Origin of the sequence: Pseudomonas sp. MD330_10 (genome assembly GCF_042610415.1) — a bacterium.
Classification (GTDB): domain Bacteria; phylum Pseudomonadota; class Gammaproteobacteria; order Pseudomonadales; family Pseudomonadaceae; genus Aquipseudomonas; species Aquipseudomonas rhodesiae.
Window position 1 is genome coordinate 257,035 of record NZ_JBHGZU010000007.1, and the last position, 17,828, is coordinate 274,862.

The window sequence follows — 17,828 nt, forward strand, 5'->3', positions numbered from 1 at the left end:
CGACATGGCCGTGCAGGACCTGCTGTCCCAGGATGAAATCGATGCGCTGTTGCATGGCGTCGACGATGGTCTGGTACAGACCGAAATGGCTGCCGAGCCCGGCAGTGTCAAAAGTTATGACCTGACCAGCCAGGATCGCATCGTCCGTGGACGCATGCCGACCCTGGAAATGATCAACGAACGTTTCGCCCGTTACACCCGTATCAGCATGTTCAACATGCTACGCCGCTCGGCGGACGTGGCGGTGGGCGGCGTGCAGGTGATGAAGTTCGGCGAGTACGTGCACTCGCTGTACGTGCCCACCAGCCTCAACCTGGTCAAGATCAAGCCCTTGCGCGGCACCGCGCTGTTCATTCTCGACGCCAAATTGGTGTTCAAGCTGGTGGACAATTTCTTCGGCGGCGACGGCCGCCACGCCAAGATCGAAGGCCGTGAATTCACCCCCACCGAGTTGCGCGTGGTGCGCATGGTGTTGGAGCAGGCGTTCATCGACTTGAAGGAAGCCTGGCAGGCGATCATGGAAGTCAATTTCGAGTACATCAACTCGGAAGTGAACCCGGCCATGGCCAACATCGTCGGTCCCAGCGAAGCCATCGTGGTGTCCACCTTCCATATCGAACTCGACGGCGGTGGCGGTGACCTGCACGTGACGATGCCGTACTCGATGATCGAACCGGTGCGCGAGATGCTCGACGCCGGCTTCCAGTCCGACCTGGACGACCAGGACGAGCGTTGGGTCAAAGCCCTGCGCGAAGACTTGCTGGACGTCGACGTGCCGCTGAGCGCCACCGTGGCCCGCCGTCAGTTGCGCCTGCGCGACATCCTGCACATGCAGCCGGGGGACATCATCCCGGTGGATTTGCCGGAACAAATGGTCATGCGCGCCAATGGCGTGCCGTCGTTCAAGGTCAAGCTCGGTTCCCACAAGGGCAACCTGGCATTGCAAGTGGTTGAGCCGATCAACCGTCGCTGATTCCTAATTTATGAATGTTTGCTTCGCCGAGGACATGTAATGGCTACCGAACACGAAAACACTTCCGCCGAAGACCAGGCCCTGGCCGACGAATGGGCAGCTGCCCTGGAAGAGACCGGCGATGTCGGTCAGGACGATATCGATGCGCTGTTGGCCGCTGACGCCGCCACCGCGCCGGCTGGCAATCGCCTGCCGATGGAAGAGTTCGGCAGCGTGCCGAAGAACAACGACCCGGTGACCCTCGACGGTCCGAACCTGGATGTGATTCTGGATATTCCGGTGTCGATTTCCATGGAAGTGGGCAGCACCGACATCAACATCCGCAACCTGCTGCAGCTCAACCAGGGCTCGGTGATCGAGCTGGACCGCCTGGCCGGTGAACCGCTGGACGTGCTGGTCAACGGCACGCTGATCGCCCATGGCGAGGTGGTGGTGGTCAACGAAAAGTTCGGCATCCGCCTGACAGACGTGATCAGCCCAAGCGAACGCATCAAGAAGTTGCGCTGATATGAAGCGGCTGATGGTGGGGCTGTTGATCGCGTTGGCGCTGCCCGTGTGGGCGGCGGAGCCGGTGGCCCAGGCCGCTGCGGCGCCGGTGGTCGGCAGTGTCGGCGGGCAGTTGACCCAGCTGGTGCTTGGCCTGCTGCTGGTAGTGGGCTTGATCTTCGTGCTGGCTTGGCTGATGCGCCGGGTGCAGCGGGTGGGCCCTGGCAATGGCCAGGTGATCGAAATGATCGGAGCCCGCGCCCTCGGCCCGCGCGATCGGCTGGTGCTGGTGCAGGTGGGGGAGGAACAGATCCTGCTTGGTATCACACCTGGTCGCATCACCCCACTGCACGTACTCAAGACACCGGTAAATGTGGAGCAGACCCAGTCCGCCACGCCCGAATTCGCCCAGCGCCTGATGGAATTGCTGGGCAAGGATCAGAAGGATAAGAAGTAATGCGCGTTTTATTGACGCTCATGCTGTTGCTGGCCGCGCCCTTGGCGCTGGCCGCCGACCCGTTGTCGATCCCGGCCATCACGCTGGGGACCAACGCAGCGGGCGCGCAAGAGTATTCGGTGAGCCTGCAGATCCTGCTGATCATGACCGCGCTGAGCTTTATCCCAGCGTTCGTCATGCTGATGACCAGTTTCACGCGGATCATCATCGTCTTTTCGATCCTGCGTCAGGCGTTGGGCCTGCAGCAGACTCCGTCGAACCAGATCCTCACCGGCATGGCGCTGTTCTTGACGCTGTTCATCATGGCGCCGGTATTCGACAAGGTGAATACGCAAGCCCTGCAACCCTATCTGGCGGAGAAAATGACCGCCCAGGACGCCATCGACAAGGCTCAGGGCCCGATCAAGGACTTTATGCTGTCGCAAACCCGCGCCAGCGACCTTGAGCTGTTCATGCGCCTGTCCAAGCGCACCGACATCGCCAGCCCCGACCAGGCGCCGTTGACCATTCTGGTGCCGGCATTTGTCACCTCCGAATTGAAGACTGCGTTCCAGATCGGCTTCATGATCTTTATTCCGTTCCTGATCATCGACCTGGTGGTGGCGAGCGTGCTGATGGCCATGGGTATGATGATGCTGTCGCCGTTGATCATCTCGTTGCCGTTCAAGATCATGCTGTTTGTGCTGGTGGATGGCTGGGCGCTGATTATCGGCACCTTGGCCGGCAGTTTCGGAGGGGTATAGCGCTATGACGCCAGAAGTCGCCGTCGACCTGTTCCGTGAAGCGCTGTGGCTGACCACTGTGATGGTCGCCGTGCTGGTGGTGCCCAGCCTGTTGGTGGGCTTGCTGGTGGCGATGTTTCAGGCCGCAACCCAGATCAACGAACAAACCTTGAGCTTCCTGCCGCGCCTGTTGGTGATGCTGGTTACCCTGATCGTCGCCGGGCCTTGGCTGGTGCAGTCTTTCATGGAATACATCCTGCAGTTGTACGGCAGTATTCCGCAGTTGATCGGCTGACCCGATGCAATCCTTGCTGGCCTTGACCGACACCCAGATCAGTACCTGGGTGGCGTCCTTCATCCTGCCGCTGTTTCGCGTGACGGCGATGTTGATGGCCATGCCGGTGTTCGGCACAACCCTGGTACCGCGGCGCGTGCGCTTGTATTTCGCCGTGGCGATCACCGTGGTGATCGTGCCTGGGCTGCCGCCGATGCCGCCGGTGAATGCGCTGGACCTGAGTGCGCTGCTGCTGATCGCCGAACAGATCCTGATCGGCGCCTTGATGGGCTTTTCCCTGACGTTGTTCTTTCAGGCTTTCGTGATTGCCGGGCAAATCATCTCGGTGCAGATGGGCATGGGCTTCGCCTCCATGGTCGACCCCACCAACGGCGTGTCGGCGGCGGTGATCGGGCAGTTCCTGACCATGCTGGTGACCTTGCTGTTCCTGGCCATGAACGGCCACTTGGTGGCGTTCGAGGTGATGACCGAGAGCTTTACCACCTTGCCGGTGGGCTCGGGGCTGGTGGTTAACCATTTCTGGGAAATCGTCGGGCGCCTCGGCTGGGTGATGGGGGCGGCGCTGTTGCTGGTGTTGCCGGCAATCACGGCCCTGCTGGTGGTCAACATTGCGTTTGGCGTGATGACCCGCGCGGCGCCGCAACTGAACATTTTTTCCATCGGTTTCCCATTGACCCTGGTGTTGGGCATGGCGATTTTCTGGGTCGGCCTGGCCGACATTCTCAATCAGTATCAACCGCTGGCGACCGACGCCTTGCAGTTTTTACGTGACCTGGCACGGGCGCGCTGACCATGGCCGAGAGCGAGAGTGGTCAGGACAAAACAGAAGACCCCACGGAGAAACGCAAAAAGGACTCCAGGGAGAAGGGCGAGATCGCCCGCTCCAAAGAGCTCAATACCGTTGCGACCATGATGGCCGGTTCCGGGGCCCTGTTGATCTACGGCGGCGGTCTGGCGCTGGATCTGATGGAGCTGATGAAGCACAACTTCAGCTTGCCCCGCGAAGTGCTGCTTAGCCCCGGCGCCATGGGCCAGTACTTACTGCATTCTGGCCAGATCGCGATCCTGGCCGTGCAGCCGATCCTGATTACCTTACTGCTGGCTGCGCTGATCGGCCCCGTGTCCCTCGGCGGTTGGTTATTCGCCGCCAGCAGCATGGCGCCCAAGTTCAGCCGCATGAACCCGGCCGCGGGGCTCAAACGCATGTTTTCGGCCAAGGCGCTGGTCGAGCTGCTCAAGGCCCTGGCCAAGTTCATCCTGATTCTGTTCGTGGCCATTTCGGTGTTGTCGTCCGATATCGATGACTTGCTGCGCATCGCCCATGAGCCCCTGGAGTCGGCGATTATCCACAGCGTGCAGGTGGTGGGCTGGAGTGCGCTGTGGATGGCGGCTGGGCTAATCCTGATCGCGGCGGTGGATGCGCCGATCCAGCTGTGGGAAAGCCACAAGAAGCTGCTGATGACCAAGCAGGAAGTGCGTGACGAGCACAAGGATCAGGAAGGTCGGCCCGAGGTCAAACAGCGCATCCGCCAACTGCAGCGCGAGATGTCCCAGCGCAAGATGATGGCCTCGGTGCCGGATGCCGACGTGGTTATCACCAACCCGACCCACTACGCCGTGGCCCTGAAATACGACCCGGAGAAGGGCGGAGCGCCAATGCTGCTGGCCAAGGGCAGCGATTTCACCGCGTTGAAAATCCGCGAAATTGCCGTGGCCAACGACATTCTGCTGCTGGAATCGCCGGCGTTGGCGCGCTCGATCTTTTACTCCACCGACCTCGATCAGGAAATCCCTGCCGGGTTGTACCTGGCCGTGGCCCAGGTGTTGGCCTATGTCTATCAGATTCGCCAGTACCGCGCCGGCAAAGGCAAGCGGCCCGATCCGCTCAAAGACCTGCCCATCCCGCCGGACCTGCGCCGCGACTCCTGATCGCCACGCCTGTGCTGAGCAGGCTTGCCATCTACTGCCTTCCACGCCTGCTACCACTCGTCGCGCGATCTCGTCTACCTGTCAACTTTGACAGTAGTCAGTGTCGCGTTCTCGCGGTTCCATAGCCTGAGTGACTGCACCTCAAGATGCAGGGAGTGGGTTAATGCAGGTGTTTACAGGCAAGGTTCAAACGTATGACCCGCGGACCGGTAAGGGTTTGATTGCGCCGGAGGGGAGGGGCGAGGTGGTGGCGGTCGATTTACTCAGCTCGGGAGGTCGCTTGCTTTCGCAAGGACAGAGAGTGGTGTTCCAGAAGATCCATCGCCCGGATGGTGTTTACGCGTGCGAGATCAAGTTGATCTGAGTGTTTTATTGAAGTGTATGGAGAACGGCAATGGCGACGGGCACGGTTAAGTGGTTCAACGCGGAGAAGGGCTTTGGGTTTATCACGCAGGAGGGTGGGTTGGATCTATTTGTTCACTACTCCGCCATTAAGGGCGACGGATTCAAAACGCTTGAAGAGGGGCAAAAAGTAGAGTTCGAGGTTACCCAGGGGCCCAAAGGTGCCCAGGCTGAGAACGTCCGCGTCCTTTGATCGTTTTGATCGTTCTCGCAGGGCGATGCTTGATCAACCGGGCCGCGACCGCTGCGTGTGAAGCGGTGTACGGAGACTGGAAATCGAGTTTCCTGTGGGCAGCCCCAAATCACGGTCGAAAATTTCCTCAGCAACGGCTGATGTCCGCCGACCCAAATGTGGGAGGGGCCCCGATTTCACCTCGATAAGCTCAGTTGGCCGTTAGGCCTTTGCTAGTGAGTTGTACTTGCTACCTGTCAACTTTAACAGTAGCCGCCGCCACGGTATCGCGATCTGATGGGGCGGAACGCGCACGTTGTGCGTAAATCTTGTTGAGGAAGGAGGGATTTCTGATGATCACTACCGACAGCGGTCTTCAGTATGAGGACACGACAGAGGGTGAAGGTGTTGAAGCCAAGGCTGGCCAGCGTGTCCGCGTTCATTACACGGGTTGGCTTTGGGAAAATGGCGTACAAGGGGCCAAGTTTGACTCGAGCCGTGATCGCAACCAGCCATTCGTGTTTGCATTGGGTGCGGGTCAAGTTATTCGTGGGTGGGACGAGGGTGTGCAAGGAATGAAGGTCGGCGGGCAGCGAAGGTTAATCATCCCTCCTCAGCTTGGGTATGGGGCAAGGGGCGCTGGGGGGGTAATCCCACCAAATGCAACACTCTGCTTTGATGTGGAATTGCTCGGTGTTTGATTGTTCTCTCACTGCCAGAGGAATATGACATCTCGCAAGGTCACAAAGACCCGCAGTCCGGGAATATACGACCTCTTTAAAAGCTTACCCCCGTTCGAAAGTGTGGAAAGGGATTGCCCCAGATTGCAGTGTGTCAGACCCTGAGTAGGTGAATGATACCGCCATCGGGGCAAGCCCCACATTGGGTCCGAATTATCCGTTGCTTGCTGCGGTCGTTATTGCGGCGCCAGTGTGCACACGATCCGCCAGTAACTGCGCCAGTTCGATCAACTGCGCCACTCCCAGCAATTGCTCTCGTTTCGAGCCTTCCAGGTCAAAGGCCAAGTTACAGCTCAGCGCGTTGGCCGAGGCGAGGGTTTCGCTGAGGTTGACCAGGAGGTCTTCGGTGCTGATGCCGTTGATGACGGTGAAGAGTACTGTGGTCGGAGGATTTGGGGTGGGTTTGATCATTGTGAAGTTCCTCGGTAAAGGTGAAGCTGCCACAGATCGCCGCGACGCGATGGAAGGTGGCAGCTGTGCACAGGTTCGCGGACCGGTTACCAAGGAACCCGGCATACCCGAAGGTATCCCGCGCACAGCCGCCATAACGCCGCACAGTAGACGATAAAAAACCGCTTACTGAAAGGGAGATGGTGCTTTTGTTCCGTAGTAAAACGGGCCGCGACGCCCGTCCGCTGCTTTTGCAGTGGTGTTCGGAGACTAGAGAGCGCAGCTCCTAGGGGGCAACCCCAAATCCTTGTCAGAAATTTCCTCGATAGCCCCGGCTGTGCACAGCTCAAAATGTGGGAGGGGGCTTGCCCCCGATAGTGGCGGATCAGTCAAAACATCAGTGCCTGACAACTCAGCAATCGGGAGCAAGCCCCCTCCCACAGTCCAATCGATTTATACCCGCTGGATTGTGTCCTTTATGAGGAGGTCCGAAACTAAAAGCAAAGTTGGAAGGCTTCTTGCAACACCGCCTGCAAGTCGCCAGCTGGCGTCAAAAGTTTGCTTCAAGGAAACGAGGAATACCGGTGGTGGATCGCTCTCAAATGCTCAGTACGGCCCGTGGCACCCTGACTGACCTGTCGCGGGGCAATCTGGGTGTGCCGTTGCTGTTGCTGGTGATGCTGGCAATGATGATGTTGCCGATGCCGCCGTTTCTGCTGGACGTGTTCTTCACCTTCAACATCGCGCTGTCCGTGGTGGTGCTGCTGGTGTGTGTGTATGCCCTGCGGCCGCTGGATTTTGCGGTGTTCCCCACCATCCTGTTGGTGGCGACCCTGTTGCGCCTGGCGCTGAACGTGGCGTCCACCCGTGTGGTGATGCTCCACGGTCAGGACGGCCACGCCGCTGCCGGTAAGGTGATCCAGGCCTTCGGTGAAGTGGTGATCGGCGGCAACTACGTGGTCGGTATTGTGGTGTTCGCAATCCTCATGATCATCAACTTCGTGGTGGTGACCAAAGGTGCCGGGCGGATCTCCGAGGTGAGCGCGCGCTTTACCCTCGACGCCATGCCCGGCAAACAGATGGCCATCGACGCCGACCTCAACGCCGGCCTGATCGACCAGAACCAGGCTAAGACCCGCCGCTTGGAAGTGGCCCAGGAAGCCGAGTTCTACGGTTCTATGGACGGTGCCAGCAAATTCGTGCGCGGTGACGCCATCGCCGGCCTGTTGATTCTGTTCATCAACCTCATCGGCGGCGTCGCTGTCGGCATGTTCCAGCACGGCATGAGTTTCGGCGATGCGGGTAAGGTGTACGCCTTGCTGACCATCGGTGACGGTTTAGTGGCGCAATTGCCATCACTGTTGTTATCAACAGCAGCCGCGATCATGGTGACCCGTGCTTCGGGCTCCGAAGACATGGGCAAGCAGATCAGCCGGCAGATGTTCGCGTCGCCCAAGGCGTTGGCCGTAGCGGCTGGCATCATGGCGATCATGGGCGTCGTGCCGGGCATGCCCCATGTGTCGTTCCTGACCATGGCCGCGCTGGCCGGCGGCGCCGCCTACCTGTTCTGGAAAAAACAGAACATGGTCAAAGTACAGGCCCAGCAAGAGATCGTCCGTCAGCAGGAACTGCTGCCATCCCCGGCCCGCGCCCAGGAAACCAAGGAGCTTGGCTGGGATGACGTGACCCCGATCGACATGATCGGCCTGGAAGTCGGCTACCGCCTCATCCCGTTGGTCGACCGCAACCAAGGCGGCCAATTGCTCGCGCGGATCAAGGGTGTGCGCAAAAAGTTGTCCCAGGACCTGGGCTTTTTGATGCCCACCGTACACATCCGCGACAACCTCGACCTGGCCCCCAGCGCTTACCGCTTGACCCTGATGGGCGTGATCCTGGCCGAAGCCGAGATCTACCCCGACCGCGAACTGGCGATCAATCCCGGGCAGGTGTTCGGCAGCCTCAATGGCATTACCGCCAAAGATCCGGCTTTTGGCCTGGACGCGGTGTGGATCGAAATCAGCCAGCGCAGCCAGGCACAGTCCCTGGGTTACACCGTGGTGGACGCCAGCACGGTAGTTGCCACCCACCTCAACCAGATCCTCTACAAGCACTCCCACGAGCTGATCGGCCACGAGGAAGTCCAGCAATTGATGGGGTTGCTCGGCAAAGCCTCGCCAAAACTCGCCGAAGAACTGGTGCCGGGCGTGCTGTCGTTGTCGCAATTGCTCAAAGTGTTGCAAGCGCTGCTGGCCGAACAGGTGCCGGTGCGCGACATCCGCAGCATTGCCGAAGCCATCGCCAACAACGCCGCCAAGAGTCAAGATACCGCCGCGCTGGTGGCGGCAGTGCGCGTCGGATTGTCGCGCGCCATCGTGCAAAGCATTGTAGGGCTTGACTCCGAGCTGCCTGTGATCACCTTGGAACCAAGGTTGGAACAAATATTGCTCAATAGTATTCAGAAGGCAGGACAAGGCCAGGAAGAGGGCGTTCTGCTGGAGCCAAGCATGGCTGAAAAACTGCAGCGTTCGTTGATCGACGCAGCACAGCGTCAGGAAATGCAGGGCCAACCGGTGATTCTGCTGGTGGCGGGCCCGGTCCGAGCGATGTTGTCGCGGTTTGGACGCCTGGCAGTACCGAATTTGCACGTTTTGGCTTACCAGGAAATTCCTGACAACAAGCAAGTGACTATCGTCGCGACAGTAGGGCCCAACGGCTGAGGGTAGTGGGTTATGCAAGTGAAGCGTTTTTTCGCCGCCGATATGCGTCAGGCCATGAAACTGGTCCGTGATGAGCTGGGCGCCGATGCCGCGATTATCGGTAACCGTCGCATTGCCGGCGGTGTCGAGCTGACGGCTGCCCTGGACTACACCCCCTCGGCGCTGGCGCCGCGCGTTCCCAACATGGAACTCGAAGATGAACTGCGCAAGACCGCATCGCGCATCGTCTCGGCCCAGGCTGAACTGAGCATGCGTGGCGACAGCGATGCCACCACCAATCGCCAGTTGTTCGCCGGGCTGCCACTGACCGCCGCCGAGCCGTTGGTGGAACCAACCTTCGTCGAGCCACCGCGTCCCGCCGCGCCGGCACCGGCCGCCGCGATCGACCAGCGCGTATTCGATTCGATGCGCTTTGAACTCAACGGCCTGCGCGAGCTGCTGGAAGTGCAACTGGGCTCCCTGGCCTGGACCCAACTGCAAGGCAGCAAGCCGCAGCAAGCCAACCTGTGGCGTCGCCTGCAACGCATCGGCCTGTCCGGCCCGTTGTCCCGCGACCTGCTGGCCCTGACCACTGAAATCGCTGAGCCGCGCCAAGCCTGGCGCATGCTGCTGGCCCACTTGGCCCGCATGATCGTCACCCCGGAAATCGAACCTCTGGAAGAGGGCGGTGTGATCGCCATGGTCGGCCCCGCCGGCATGGGCAAGACCACCACCCTGGCCAAACTGGCGGCGCGCTATGTGCTCAAGTACGGCGCGCATAACATCGCGCTGGTGAGCATGGACAGCTACCGTATCGGTGCCCAGGAACAACTCAAGACCCTGGGGCGCATCCTGAATGTGCCGGTGACTCACGTCGATCCGGGCCAATCCCTGGCCAACGCCCTCGACCCGCTGCTGCGCAAACGTGTGGTGTTGATCGACACCGCCGGCCTGCAAGCCAGCGATCCGGCACTGCGCATGCAGTTGGAAAGCCTGGCCGGGCGTGGCATCAAGTCAAAAAATTATCTGGTGCTTGCAACCACCAGCCAGAAACAGGTTCTTACCGCTGCCTACCACAGCTACAAGCGCTGCGGGCTGGCCGGTTGCATCCTGACTAAACTGGACGAAACCGCCAGCCTGGGCGAAGTGTTGAGCCTGGCTATCGGTCATGCGTTACCGGTCGCCTACCTGACCGACGGGCCGCGGATCCCGGATGATCTGCATCTGCCGCGCCGTCATCAGTTGGTCAGCCGTGCAGTCAGCGTGCAAATGCAAGACGAGCCGAGCGAGGAAGCGATGGCCGATATGTTCGCTGATCTTTACCACAGCCCGGCAAAACGGGTGGGCTGAGCAACATGAACACAATGCAATGTACCTACATCGATGGTCTGCAAGCGATTCACGCGGCCAAGCCATGTAGCCTGCGTCTAAGCAAGACAAGGTAAAGAAATAAAATGGGCAGCATGCATCCCGTACAGGTGATCGCGGTGACCGGCGGCAAAGGTGGCGTCGGAAAAACGAACGTGTCAGTGAATTTGTCCCTGGCGCTGGCAGAGCTTGGCCGTCGCGTCATGCTGCTGGACGCTGACCTGGGGCTGGCGAACGTCGACGTTCTGCTGGGTCTGACGCCCAAACACACCCTGGCCGATGTGATCGAGGGACGCTGTGAGCTGCGCGACGTGCTGCTGCAGGGCCCTGGCGGGATCCGCATCGTGCCGGCCGCTTCCGGTACCCAAAGCATGGTGCACCTGAGCCCGGCGCAGCATGCCGGCCTGATTCAGGCGTTCAGCGATATCGGCGACAACCTCGACGTGCTGGTGATCGACACCGCCGCCGGGATCGGCGAATCCGTGGTCAGCTTTGTGCGCGCCGCGCAGGAAGTGCTGCTGGTGGTCTGCGACGAACCCACCTCGATCACCGACGCCTACGCCCTGATCAAACTCCTTAACCGTGACTACGGCATGAACCGCTTCCGCGTCCTGGCCAACATGGCCCAGAGCCCCCAGGAAGGACGCAACCTGTTCGCCAAGTTGACCAAGGTCACGGATCGCTTTCTCGATGTCGCCTTACAATACGTCGGCGCAGTTCCCTACGACGAGTGTGTGCGCAAGGCCGTGCAAAAGCAGCGTGCGGTCTACGAAGCATTCCCTCGTTCGAAATGCGCCTTGGCGTTCAAGGCTATTGCTCAGAAGGTCGATACCTGGCCTTTGCCCGCCAACCCGCGCGGGCATCTGGAGTTTTTCGTCGAGCGATTGGTGCATCAGACGAGCGCAGGACCAGTGCTATGACATCGAGCGGCTACAACCTCTATAAGAAATCGGCGCGTGACAGCCAGGGTGAACTGATCGAGCGCTATGCGCCCCTGGTCAAGCGCATTGCCTACCACTTGCTGGCCCGGTTGCCTGCCAGCGTGCAGGTCGAAGATTTGATTCAGGCCGGCATGATCGGCCTGCTCGAAGTGTCGACCAAGTACGACGCAACCAAGGGCGCGAGTTTCGAGACCTATGCGGGTATCCGTATCCGTGGGGCGATGCTCGATGAAGTGCGCAAAGGTGATTGGGCACCCCGTTCGGTGCACCGCAATACGCGCATGGTCAGTGACGCAATTCGTGCAATTGAAGCAAAAACCGGTCGCGACGCTAAAGATCATGAAGTTGCGGCCGAACTCCAATTGAGTCTCGACGATTATTACGGGATTTTGAACGATACCTTGGGCAGCCGCCTGTTCAGTTTCGACGACCTGCTGCAGGACGGCGAACACGAAGGGCTGCACGAGGACGGCGCGAGCGCTCACATGGAGCCGTCGCGCGACCTGGAAGATGCGCGTTTCCAGGGGGCGTTGGCGGACGCGATCGCCAATTTGCCGGAGCGTGAACGATTGGTGTTGGCGCTGTACTACGACGAAGAGCTGAACCTCAAGGAAATCGGTGAGGTCCTGGGGGTCAGCGAATCGCGAGTCAGCCAGTTGCACAGCCAGTGCGCCGCCCGCTTGCGGGGGCGTTTGGGAGAGTGGCGAGCGCGCTGACAGGCAGTGTGGGGACACTGCAGAGCGATACCGCGGGGGCGATTGGCCTGCGCGGGTTCGGCCCGTGGTGGCCCCGGCAGTCCTTTTTGTGTAATGCCTGTTGATTGAAATGGCGCGTCCAGGTGCTGGGCGCGTTTAAGACTGCTTGGAGGTCGAATTGGACAAGAACATGAAAATCCTCATCGTTGATGACTTCTCAACGATGCGGCGGATCATAAAAAACCTGTTGCGTGACCTTGGGTTCACCAACACGGTCGAGGCGGACGATGGCATTACTGCACAGCCGATCCTCAACAGCGGAGGCATCGACTTTCTGGTGACGGACTGGAACATGCCGGGCATGACCGGTATCGACCTGCTGCGCTGGGTGCGCGCCGATGAAAAACTGCGCAACCTGCCGGTGCTGATGGTAACCGCCGAAGCCAAGCGCGAGCAGATCATCGAGGCCGCCCAGGCCGGTGTTAACGGTTATGTGGTCAAGCCATTCACTGCACAGGCGTTGAAAGAGAAGATCGAAAAAATCTTCGAACGCATCCACGGCTAATGCCATCGCGGGGGAGCTATGGAGCATCAAGAAACGTCACAGGGAGACTTTGAGTCCACCCTGAAAAAACATGCTCACCAACTGGTCGACAGTCTTGAAAAAGGCCATTTCGGCGACGCGGTGCAGTTGATCCATGAGCTCAATCAGACCCGTGACCGAGGCCTGTACCAGGAAGTGGGCAAGCTCACACGCGAGCTGCACAGTGCAATCGTCAATTTCCAGATTGACCCGCACATGCCCCAGGCCGAAGAAATCTCGCAGATCACGGATGCCACCGAACGCCTGTCCTATGTGGTCAGGCTGACCGAGGCCGCGGCCAACCGCACCATGGACCTGGTGGAAAACGCCACGCCTCTGGTCAACGGCATGGCCACCGAAGCTCAGGCCCTGAATGCCGACTGGGGTCGTTTTATGCGCCGGGAAGTGGGGGCTGAAGAGTTCCGCGAGCTGGCGCGCCGGGTCGAAGGGTTCTTGTCACGCAGCGAGCAGGACAACCGCACGGTGTCCAGCAACCTCAACGATATTCTGCTGGCTCAGGATTACCAGGACCTGACCGGTCAGGTGATCAAGCGCGTGACGCAATTGGTCACCGAAGTGGAAAGCAACTTGCTCAAACTGGTGCTCATGGCCGGTCAGGTTGACCGTTTCGCCGGCATCGAACATGACCGCGCAGCGATCCTCTCGGAAAAAGATCCACAAAAACATCTCGCCAAGGGTGAAGGTCCGCAGATTCATGCCGATAAACGTGAAGACGTTGTGTCAGGTCAGGATGACGTAGATGACCTGTTATCCAGTTTAGGCTTCTAAGGAGCACCCACATGAGCTTCGGCGCCGATGAAGAGATCCTTCAGGATTTCCTTGTAGAGGCCGGCGAAATTTTAGAGCAACTGTCCGAACAACTGGTCGAGCTGGAAAGCCGCCCGGATGATGCGAACCTGCTCAATGCAATTTTTCGCGGTTTTCATACTGTAAAAGGGGGCGCCGGCTTCCTCCAGCTCCATGAGCTGGTGGAGTGCTGCCACATCGCCGAGAACGTGTTCGACATCCTGCGCAAGGGTGAGCGGCACGTCGACTCGGAGTTGATGGACGTGATTCTCGAAGCACTCGATGCGGTCAACGGCATGTTCGGCCAAGTGCGCGAACGTGCGCCGATCACTGCCGCCACCCCGGAACTGCTGGCCGCCCTGGCGCGCTATGCAGAGCCTGCCGACCTGTCGGCGGAGCCCGTGGTCGAGGCCGTGCCGGAGCCTGAACCGGCGCCGGAACCGGACGTGACCGACAGTGAATTCGAACAGCTGCTCAGCTCCCTCAGCGCGGTCAAGGCCGAAGCCGAAGCGCCGGCCGCTGCGGCCCCGGCCCCGGTTGACGCTCCGACCAGCGAAGACATAACCGACGCCGAATTCGAGTCGCTGCTCGATCAGTTGCATGGCAAAGGCCAGTTCGCCGCCGATGCCGTGGCGCCTGCCGCCGCGCCGCCTGCACCGGCCGCTGCGGCTGCCAGCACCGATATCACCGACGACGAGTTCGAAGCGTTGCTCGACCAGTTGCACGGCAAGGGTACCTTTGCCGCCGACGCGTTGCCGGAAGTCGCGGCCACCGCCGCCGCGCCGGCTGATGCCAAGCCGGCAGCCGCTGCGGCACCTGCCGGTGACGGGCTGATCACCGATCATGAATTCGAAGCGTTGCTGGATGATTTGCACGGCAAGGGCAAATTCAGCGAAGTGCCTGCGCCGGCCGCTTCTGCGGCCGCCGCTACCGCCGCCAAACCTGCACCGGTCGCCGCCAAGGCCGCGGCGCCTGCCGCAGCGCCCAAGCCCGCAGCGGCCGCTCCGGCTGCGGCACCCGCCCGGGCTGCTGCCGCCGCGCCGGTGGCCGACAAGCCTGCCAGTGAAGCCGAAACCACCGTGCGGGTCGATACCGCGCGCCTGGACGACATCATGAACATGGTCGGCGAACTGGTGCTGGTGCGTAACCGCCTGGTGCGCCTGGGCCTGAGCAGTGGCGATGAGTCCATGCAAAAGGCCGTGTCGAACCTCGACGTGGTTACCGCCGACCTGCAAACCGCGGTGATGAAGACGCGGATGCAGCCGATCAAGAAAGTCTTCGGCCGCTTCCCACGCCTGGTTCGCGACCTGGCGCGTCAGTTGAAGAAAGAGATCAACCTGGAGTTGGTGGGCGAAGAGACCGACCTCGACAAAAACCTCGTCGAGGCCCTGGCCGACCCGCTGGTCCACTTGGTGCGTAACGCCGTCGACCACGGCGTGGAAACCCCGGAAGAACGCGAAGCCTCGGGCAAGTCCCGTGGCGGCAAAGTGATCCTGGCGGCCGAGCAAGAAGGCGACCATATCCTGCTGTCGATTACCGACGACGGCAAAGGCATGGACCCGGCCATCCTGCGTAACATCGCGGTCAAGCGTGGCGTGATGGACAAAGACGCCGCCGACCGCCTGACCGACACCGAGTGCTACAACCTGATCTTCGCCCCAGGCTTCTCTACCAAAACCGAGATCTCCGACGTGTCGGGCCGTGGCGTGGGCATGGACGTGGTCAAGACCAAGATCAGCCAGCTCAACGGTTCGATCAATATCTACTCGACCAAGGGCCAGGGCTCGAAGATCGTCATCAAGGTGCCGTTGACCCTGGCGATCATGCCGACCCTGATGGTGATGCTGGGCAACCAGGCGTTCGCCTTCCCGTTGGTCAACGTCAACGAGATCTTCCACCTCGACCTGTCGCGCACCAACGTGGTGGACGGCCAGGAAGTGGTGATCGTGCGCGACAAGGCCTTGCCGCTGTTCTATCTCAAGCGCTGGCTGGTGGCTTCGGCGGCCCATGAAGAACAGCGCGAAGGCCATGTGGTGATTCTCTCCGTGGGCACTCAACGCATCGGCTTTGTGGTCGATCAGTTGGTCGGCCAGGAAGAAGTGGTCATCAAGCCTTTGGGCAAAATGCTGCAGGGAACCCCGGGCATGTCGGGTGCGACCATCACCGGTGACGGTCGGATCGCGCTGATTCTCGATGTTCCGAGCATGCTCAAGCGTTACGCCGCTCGGCGTATTTGATTCTGGCGGGGCAGGGCGGTATTGCCCGCCCCGCCTAACGGAGTGTTTATGGCAGTCAAGGTCCTGGTGGTGGACGATTCGGGTTTCTTCCGCCGCCGCGTCTCGGAAATTCTTTCCGCCGATCCAAGCATCCAGGTGGTCGGCACGGCCACCAACGGTAAAGAGGCGATTGATCAAGCCATTGCGTTGAAGCCAGATGTCATCACCATGGACTACGAGATGCCCATGATGGACGGTATCACGGCTGTGCGGCACATCATGCAGCGCTGCCCGACTCCGGTGTTGATGTTCTCCTCGCTGACCCATGAAGGCGCCCGAGTGACCCTCGACGCGCTGGATGCAGGGGCTGTGGACTTCCTGCCGAAGAATTTCGAGGACATCTCGCGCAACCCCGAGAAGGTCAAGCAACTGCTGTGCGAGAAAGTCCACAGCATTTCCCGCAGCAACCGTCGCAGCCTGTTCAGCGCCCCCGCGCCGGCCCCGACACCTGTTGCAGCACCGGCGCCAGCGAGTGCCTCGACGTTCGGGCGCCCCGCGCCCGCACCGGTTGCCCGCCCCGCAGCGGCACCTGTGCGTGCGTCTGCGCCAGCGGCAACGGCCCAGTCCCCGGCGCCCAAGCGCAAGGCCTACAAACTGGTCGCCATCGGCACCTCTACCGGTGGCCCGGTGGCGTTGCAGCGCGTGCTGACCCAATTGCCGGCCAACTTTCCGGCGCCGATCGTGTTGATCCAGCACATGCCGGCCGCGTTCACCAAGGCGTTTGCCGAGCGCCTGGACAAGCTGTGCCGCATCAGCGTCAAGGAAGCCGAGGATGGCGACATCCTGCGGCCCGGCCTGGCGCTGCTGGCCCCGGGCGGCAAGCAGATGATGGTCGACGGCCGGGGTGCGATCAAAATCCTGCCGGGTGACGAACGCCTCAACTACAAACCCTGCGTGGACATCACCTTTGGTTCGGCCGCTAAGTCTTACGGCGACAAAGTTCTGGCGGTGGTCCTGACCGGCATGGGCGCCGATGGCCGCGAAGGCGCGCGCCTGCTCAAGCAGGGCGGTAGCGCGATCTGGGCCCAGGACGAAGCCAGCTGCGTGATCTATGGCATGCCCATGGCCATCGTCAAAGCCAACCTGGCCGACGCCGTCTACAGCCTGGATGACATCGGCAAGCATCTGGTGGAGGCCTGCCTCTGATGGATGTCTTGAGTCTGATTGGCATCACCATGGCATTTGTCGCCATCATCGGCGGCAACTACCTGGAGGGCGGCCACCTGGGCGCCCTGGCCAACGGCCCAGCGGCGCTGATCGTGATCGGCGGCACGGTGGGCGCCGCGTTGCTGCAATCGCCGTTGAGTTCGTTCAAGCGCGCCATGCAGATCCTGATCTGGATTATTTTCCCGCCCCGTGTGGACTTGGCCGGTGGCATCGATCGCGTGGTCAACTGGAGCCTCACCGCACGCAAGGAAGGCCTGCTGGGCCTGGAAGGCGTGGCCGATGCCGAGCCTGACAGCTACGCGCGCAAAGGCTTGCAGTTGCTGGTGGACGGCGCCGAGCCGGAAGCGATCCGCAGCATCCTTGAGGTGGATTTCTACACCCAGGAAAGCCGCGATATCAATGCCGCCAAAGTCTTTGAAAGCATGGGCGGCTACGCGCCGACCATCGGCATCATCGGTGCGGTGATGGGCCTGATCCATGTGATGGGCAACCTGGCCGATCCGTCGCAATTGGGCAGCGGCATTGCCGTGGCCTTTGTCGCCACCATCTACGGCGTGGCGAGCGCCAACCTGGTGTTGCTGCCGGTGGCCAGCAAGCTCAAATCGATTGCCACGCGCCAGTCGCGGTACCGCGAAATGTTGCTCGAAGGTCTGCTGTCGATTGCCGAGGGCGAGAACCCGCGCTCCATCGAATTGAAGCTCCAGGGCTTCATGGATTGATGGGAGGTAT

19 protein-coding genes are annotated in these 17,828 nt (G+C 60.7%); 18 read left to right on the forward strand and 1 reads right to left on the reverse strand.

All coding sequences use genetic code 11. From position 1 onward, the window contains the following. Positions 1 to 4 precede the first annotated feature (4 nt). The 9 genes from fliM to ACFZPT_RS14185 all read left to right on the forward strand — a co-directional run bounded on the left by fliM (position 5) and on the right by ACFZPT_RS14185 (position 6,137). Positions 5 to 973, forward strand: coding sequence for a flagellar motor switch protein FliM (fliM, locus tag ACFZPT_RS14145; protein WP_034099479.1), 969 nt, complete (start codon positions 5 to 7; stop codon positions 971 to 973). A 39-nt stretch (positions 974 to 1,012) separates the two neighbouring features. Continuing rightward, complete coding sequence (gene fliN / locus ACFZPT_RS14150; RefSeq protein WP_027603860.1) at positions 1,013 to 1,480, forward strand: flagellar motor switch protein FliN; 468 nt, start codon at positions 1,013 to 1,015, stop codon at positions 1,478 to 1,480. Position 1,481: 1 nt separating this feature from the next. Next, complete coding sequence (fliO, locus tag ACFZPT_RS14155; protein WP_034099475.1) at positions 1,482 to 1,916, forward strand: flagellar biosynthetic protein FliO; 435 nt, start codon at positions 1,482 to 1,484, stop codon at positions 1,914 to 1,916. Beyond that, the gene (gene fliP / locus ACFZPT_RS14160) at positions 1,916 to 2,659 is read left to right on the forward strand and encodes a flagellar type III secretion system pore protein FliP (RefSeq protein WP_034099473.1); all 744 of its coding nucleotides are present in this window, start codon (positions 1,916 to 1,918) and stop codon (positions 2,657 to 2,659) included. The genes fliO and fliP overlap by 1 nt, the downstream gene beginning before the upstream one ends. A gap of 4 nt (positions 2,660 to 2,663) precedes the next feature. After that, positions 2,664 to 2,933, forward strand: a complete 270-nt coding sequence (gene fliQ, locus ACFZPT_RS14165) for a flagellar biosynthesis protein FliQ (RefSeq protein ID WP_034099472.1) — start codon at positions 2,664 to 2,666, stop codon at positions 2,931 to 2,933. A 4-nt stretch (positions 2,934 to 2,937) separates the two neighbouring features. Next, positions 2,938 to 3,723 carry a flagellar biosynthetic protein FliR gene (gene fliR, locus ACFZPT_RS14170; protein WP_034099470.1) on the forward strand — a complete coding sequence of 262 codons (786 nt, stop codon included), beginning with the start codon at positions 2,938 to 2,940 and terminating at the stop codon, positions 3,721 to 3,723. A gap of 2 nt (positions 3,724 to 3,725) precedes the next feature. Continuing rightward, a complete protein-coding gene (gene flhB / locus ACFZPT_RS14175) occupies positions 3,726 to 4,862 on the forward strand; it encodes a flagellar biosynthesis protein FlhB (RefSeq protein WP_034099468.1) in 1,137 nt (378 codons plus the stop codon). A gap of 394 nt (positions 4,863 to 5,256) precedes the next feature. Further along, positions 5,257 to 5,457, forward strand: coding sequence for a cold-shock protein (locus tag ACFZPT_RS14180; protein WP_099312015.1), 201 nt, complete (start codon positions 5,257 to 5,259; stop codon positions 5,455 to 5,457). A 332-nt stretch (positions 5,458 to 5,789) separates the two neighbouring features. Next, entirely contained in the window at positions 5,790 to 6,137 is a 348-nt protein-coding gene (locus ACFZPT_RS14185) for an FKBP-type peptidyl-prolyl cis-trans isomerase (protein ID WP_099312017.1), read from the forward strand. 192 nt (positions 6,138 to 6,329) lie between these two features. Here ACFZPT_RS14185 and ACFZPT_RS14190 read toward each other — a convergent pair whose 3' ends face one another. Beyond that, on the reverse strand, positions 6,330 to 6,587 hold the full coding sequence (locus ACFZPT_RS14190; protein ID WP_099312019.1) for a DUF6124 family protein: 258 nt from the start codon (positions 6,585 to 6,587) through the stop codon (positions 6,330 to 6,332). Positions 6,588 to 7,168: 581 nt separating this feature from the next. Here ACFZPT_RS14190 and flhA point away from each other — a divergent pair. From flhA to ACFZPT_RS14235, 9 genes are all read left to right on the forward strand, one after another. Beyond that, positions 7,169 to 9,283: a flagellar biosynthesis protein FlhA gene (flhA, locus tag ACFZPT_RS14195; RefSeq protein ID WP_221433504.1), complete on the forward strand. Its 2,115-nt coding sequence runs from the start codon at positions 7,169 to 7,171 to the stop codon at positions 9,281 to 9,283. A 12-nt stretch (positions 9,284 to 9,295) separates the two neighbouring features. Then, positions 9,296 to 10,612, forward strand: a complete 1,317-nt coding sequence (gene flhF, locus ACFZPT_RS14200) for a flagellar biosynthesis protein FlhF (protein ID WP_034099465.1) — start codon at positions 9,296 to 9,298, stop codon at positions 10,610 to 10,612. A gap of 104 nt (positions 10,613 to 10,716) precedes the next feature. Beyond that, entirely contained in the window at positions 10,717 to 11,550 is an 834-nt protein-coding gene (fleN, locus tag ACFZPT_RS14205; protein WP_003192912.1) for a flagellar synthesis regulator FleN, read from the forward strand. After that, positions 11,547 to 12,287, forward strand: coding sequence for an RNA polymerase sigma factor FliA (fliA, locus tag ACFZPT_RS14210; protein WP_034099464.1), 741 nt, complete (start codon positions 11,547 to 11,549; stop codon positions 12,285 to 12,287). Before fleN ends, fliA begins: the two co-directional genes overlap by 4 nt. A 169-nt stretch (positions 12,288 to 12,456) precedes the next feature. Further along, complete coding sequence (locus ACFZPT_RS14215) at positions 12,457 to 12,831, forward strand: chemotaxis response regulator CheY (protein WP_162276696.1); 375 nt, start codon at positions 12,457 to 12,459, stop codon at positions 12,829 to 12,831. An 18-nt stretch (positions 12,832 to 12,849) separates the two neighbouring features. After that, positions 12,850 to 13,638, forward strand: coding sequence for a protein phosphatase CheZ (locus ACFZPT_RS14220; RefSeq protein ID WP_034114724.1), 789 nt, complete (start codon positions 12,850 to 12,852; stop codon positions 13,636 to 13,638). 11 nt (positions 13,639 to 13,649) lie between these two features. Then, positions 13,650 to 15,893: a chemotaxis protein CheA gene (locus ACFZPT_RS14225; protein ID WP_034099459.1), complete on the forward strand. Its 2,244-nt coding sequence runs from the start codon at positions 13,650 to 13,652 to the stop codon at positions 15,891 to 15,893. Positions 15,894 to 15,941: 48 nt separating this feature from the next. Next, positions 15,942 to 17,078, forward strand: coding sequence for a chemotaxis response regulator protein-glutamate methylesterase (locus ACFZPT_RS14230; protein ID WP_034099457.1), 1,137 nt, complete (start codon positions 15,942 to 15,944; stop codon positions 17,076 to 17,078). Next, entirely contained in the window at positions 17,078 to 17,818 is a 741-nt protein-coding gene (locus ACFZPT_RS14235) for a flagellar motor protein (RefSeq protein WP_034099455.1), read from the forward strand. The genes ACFZPT_RS14230 and ACFZPT_RS14235 overlap by 1 nt, the downstream gene beginning before the upstream one ends. Positions 17,819 to 17,828 lie beyond the last annotated feature (10 nt).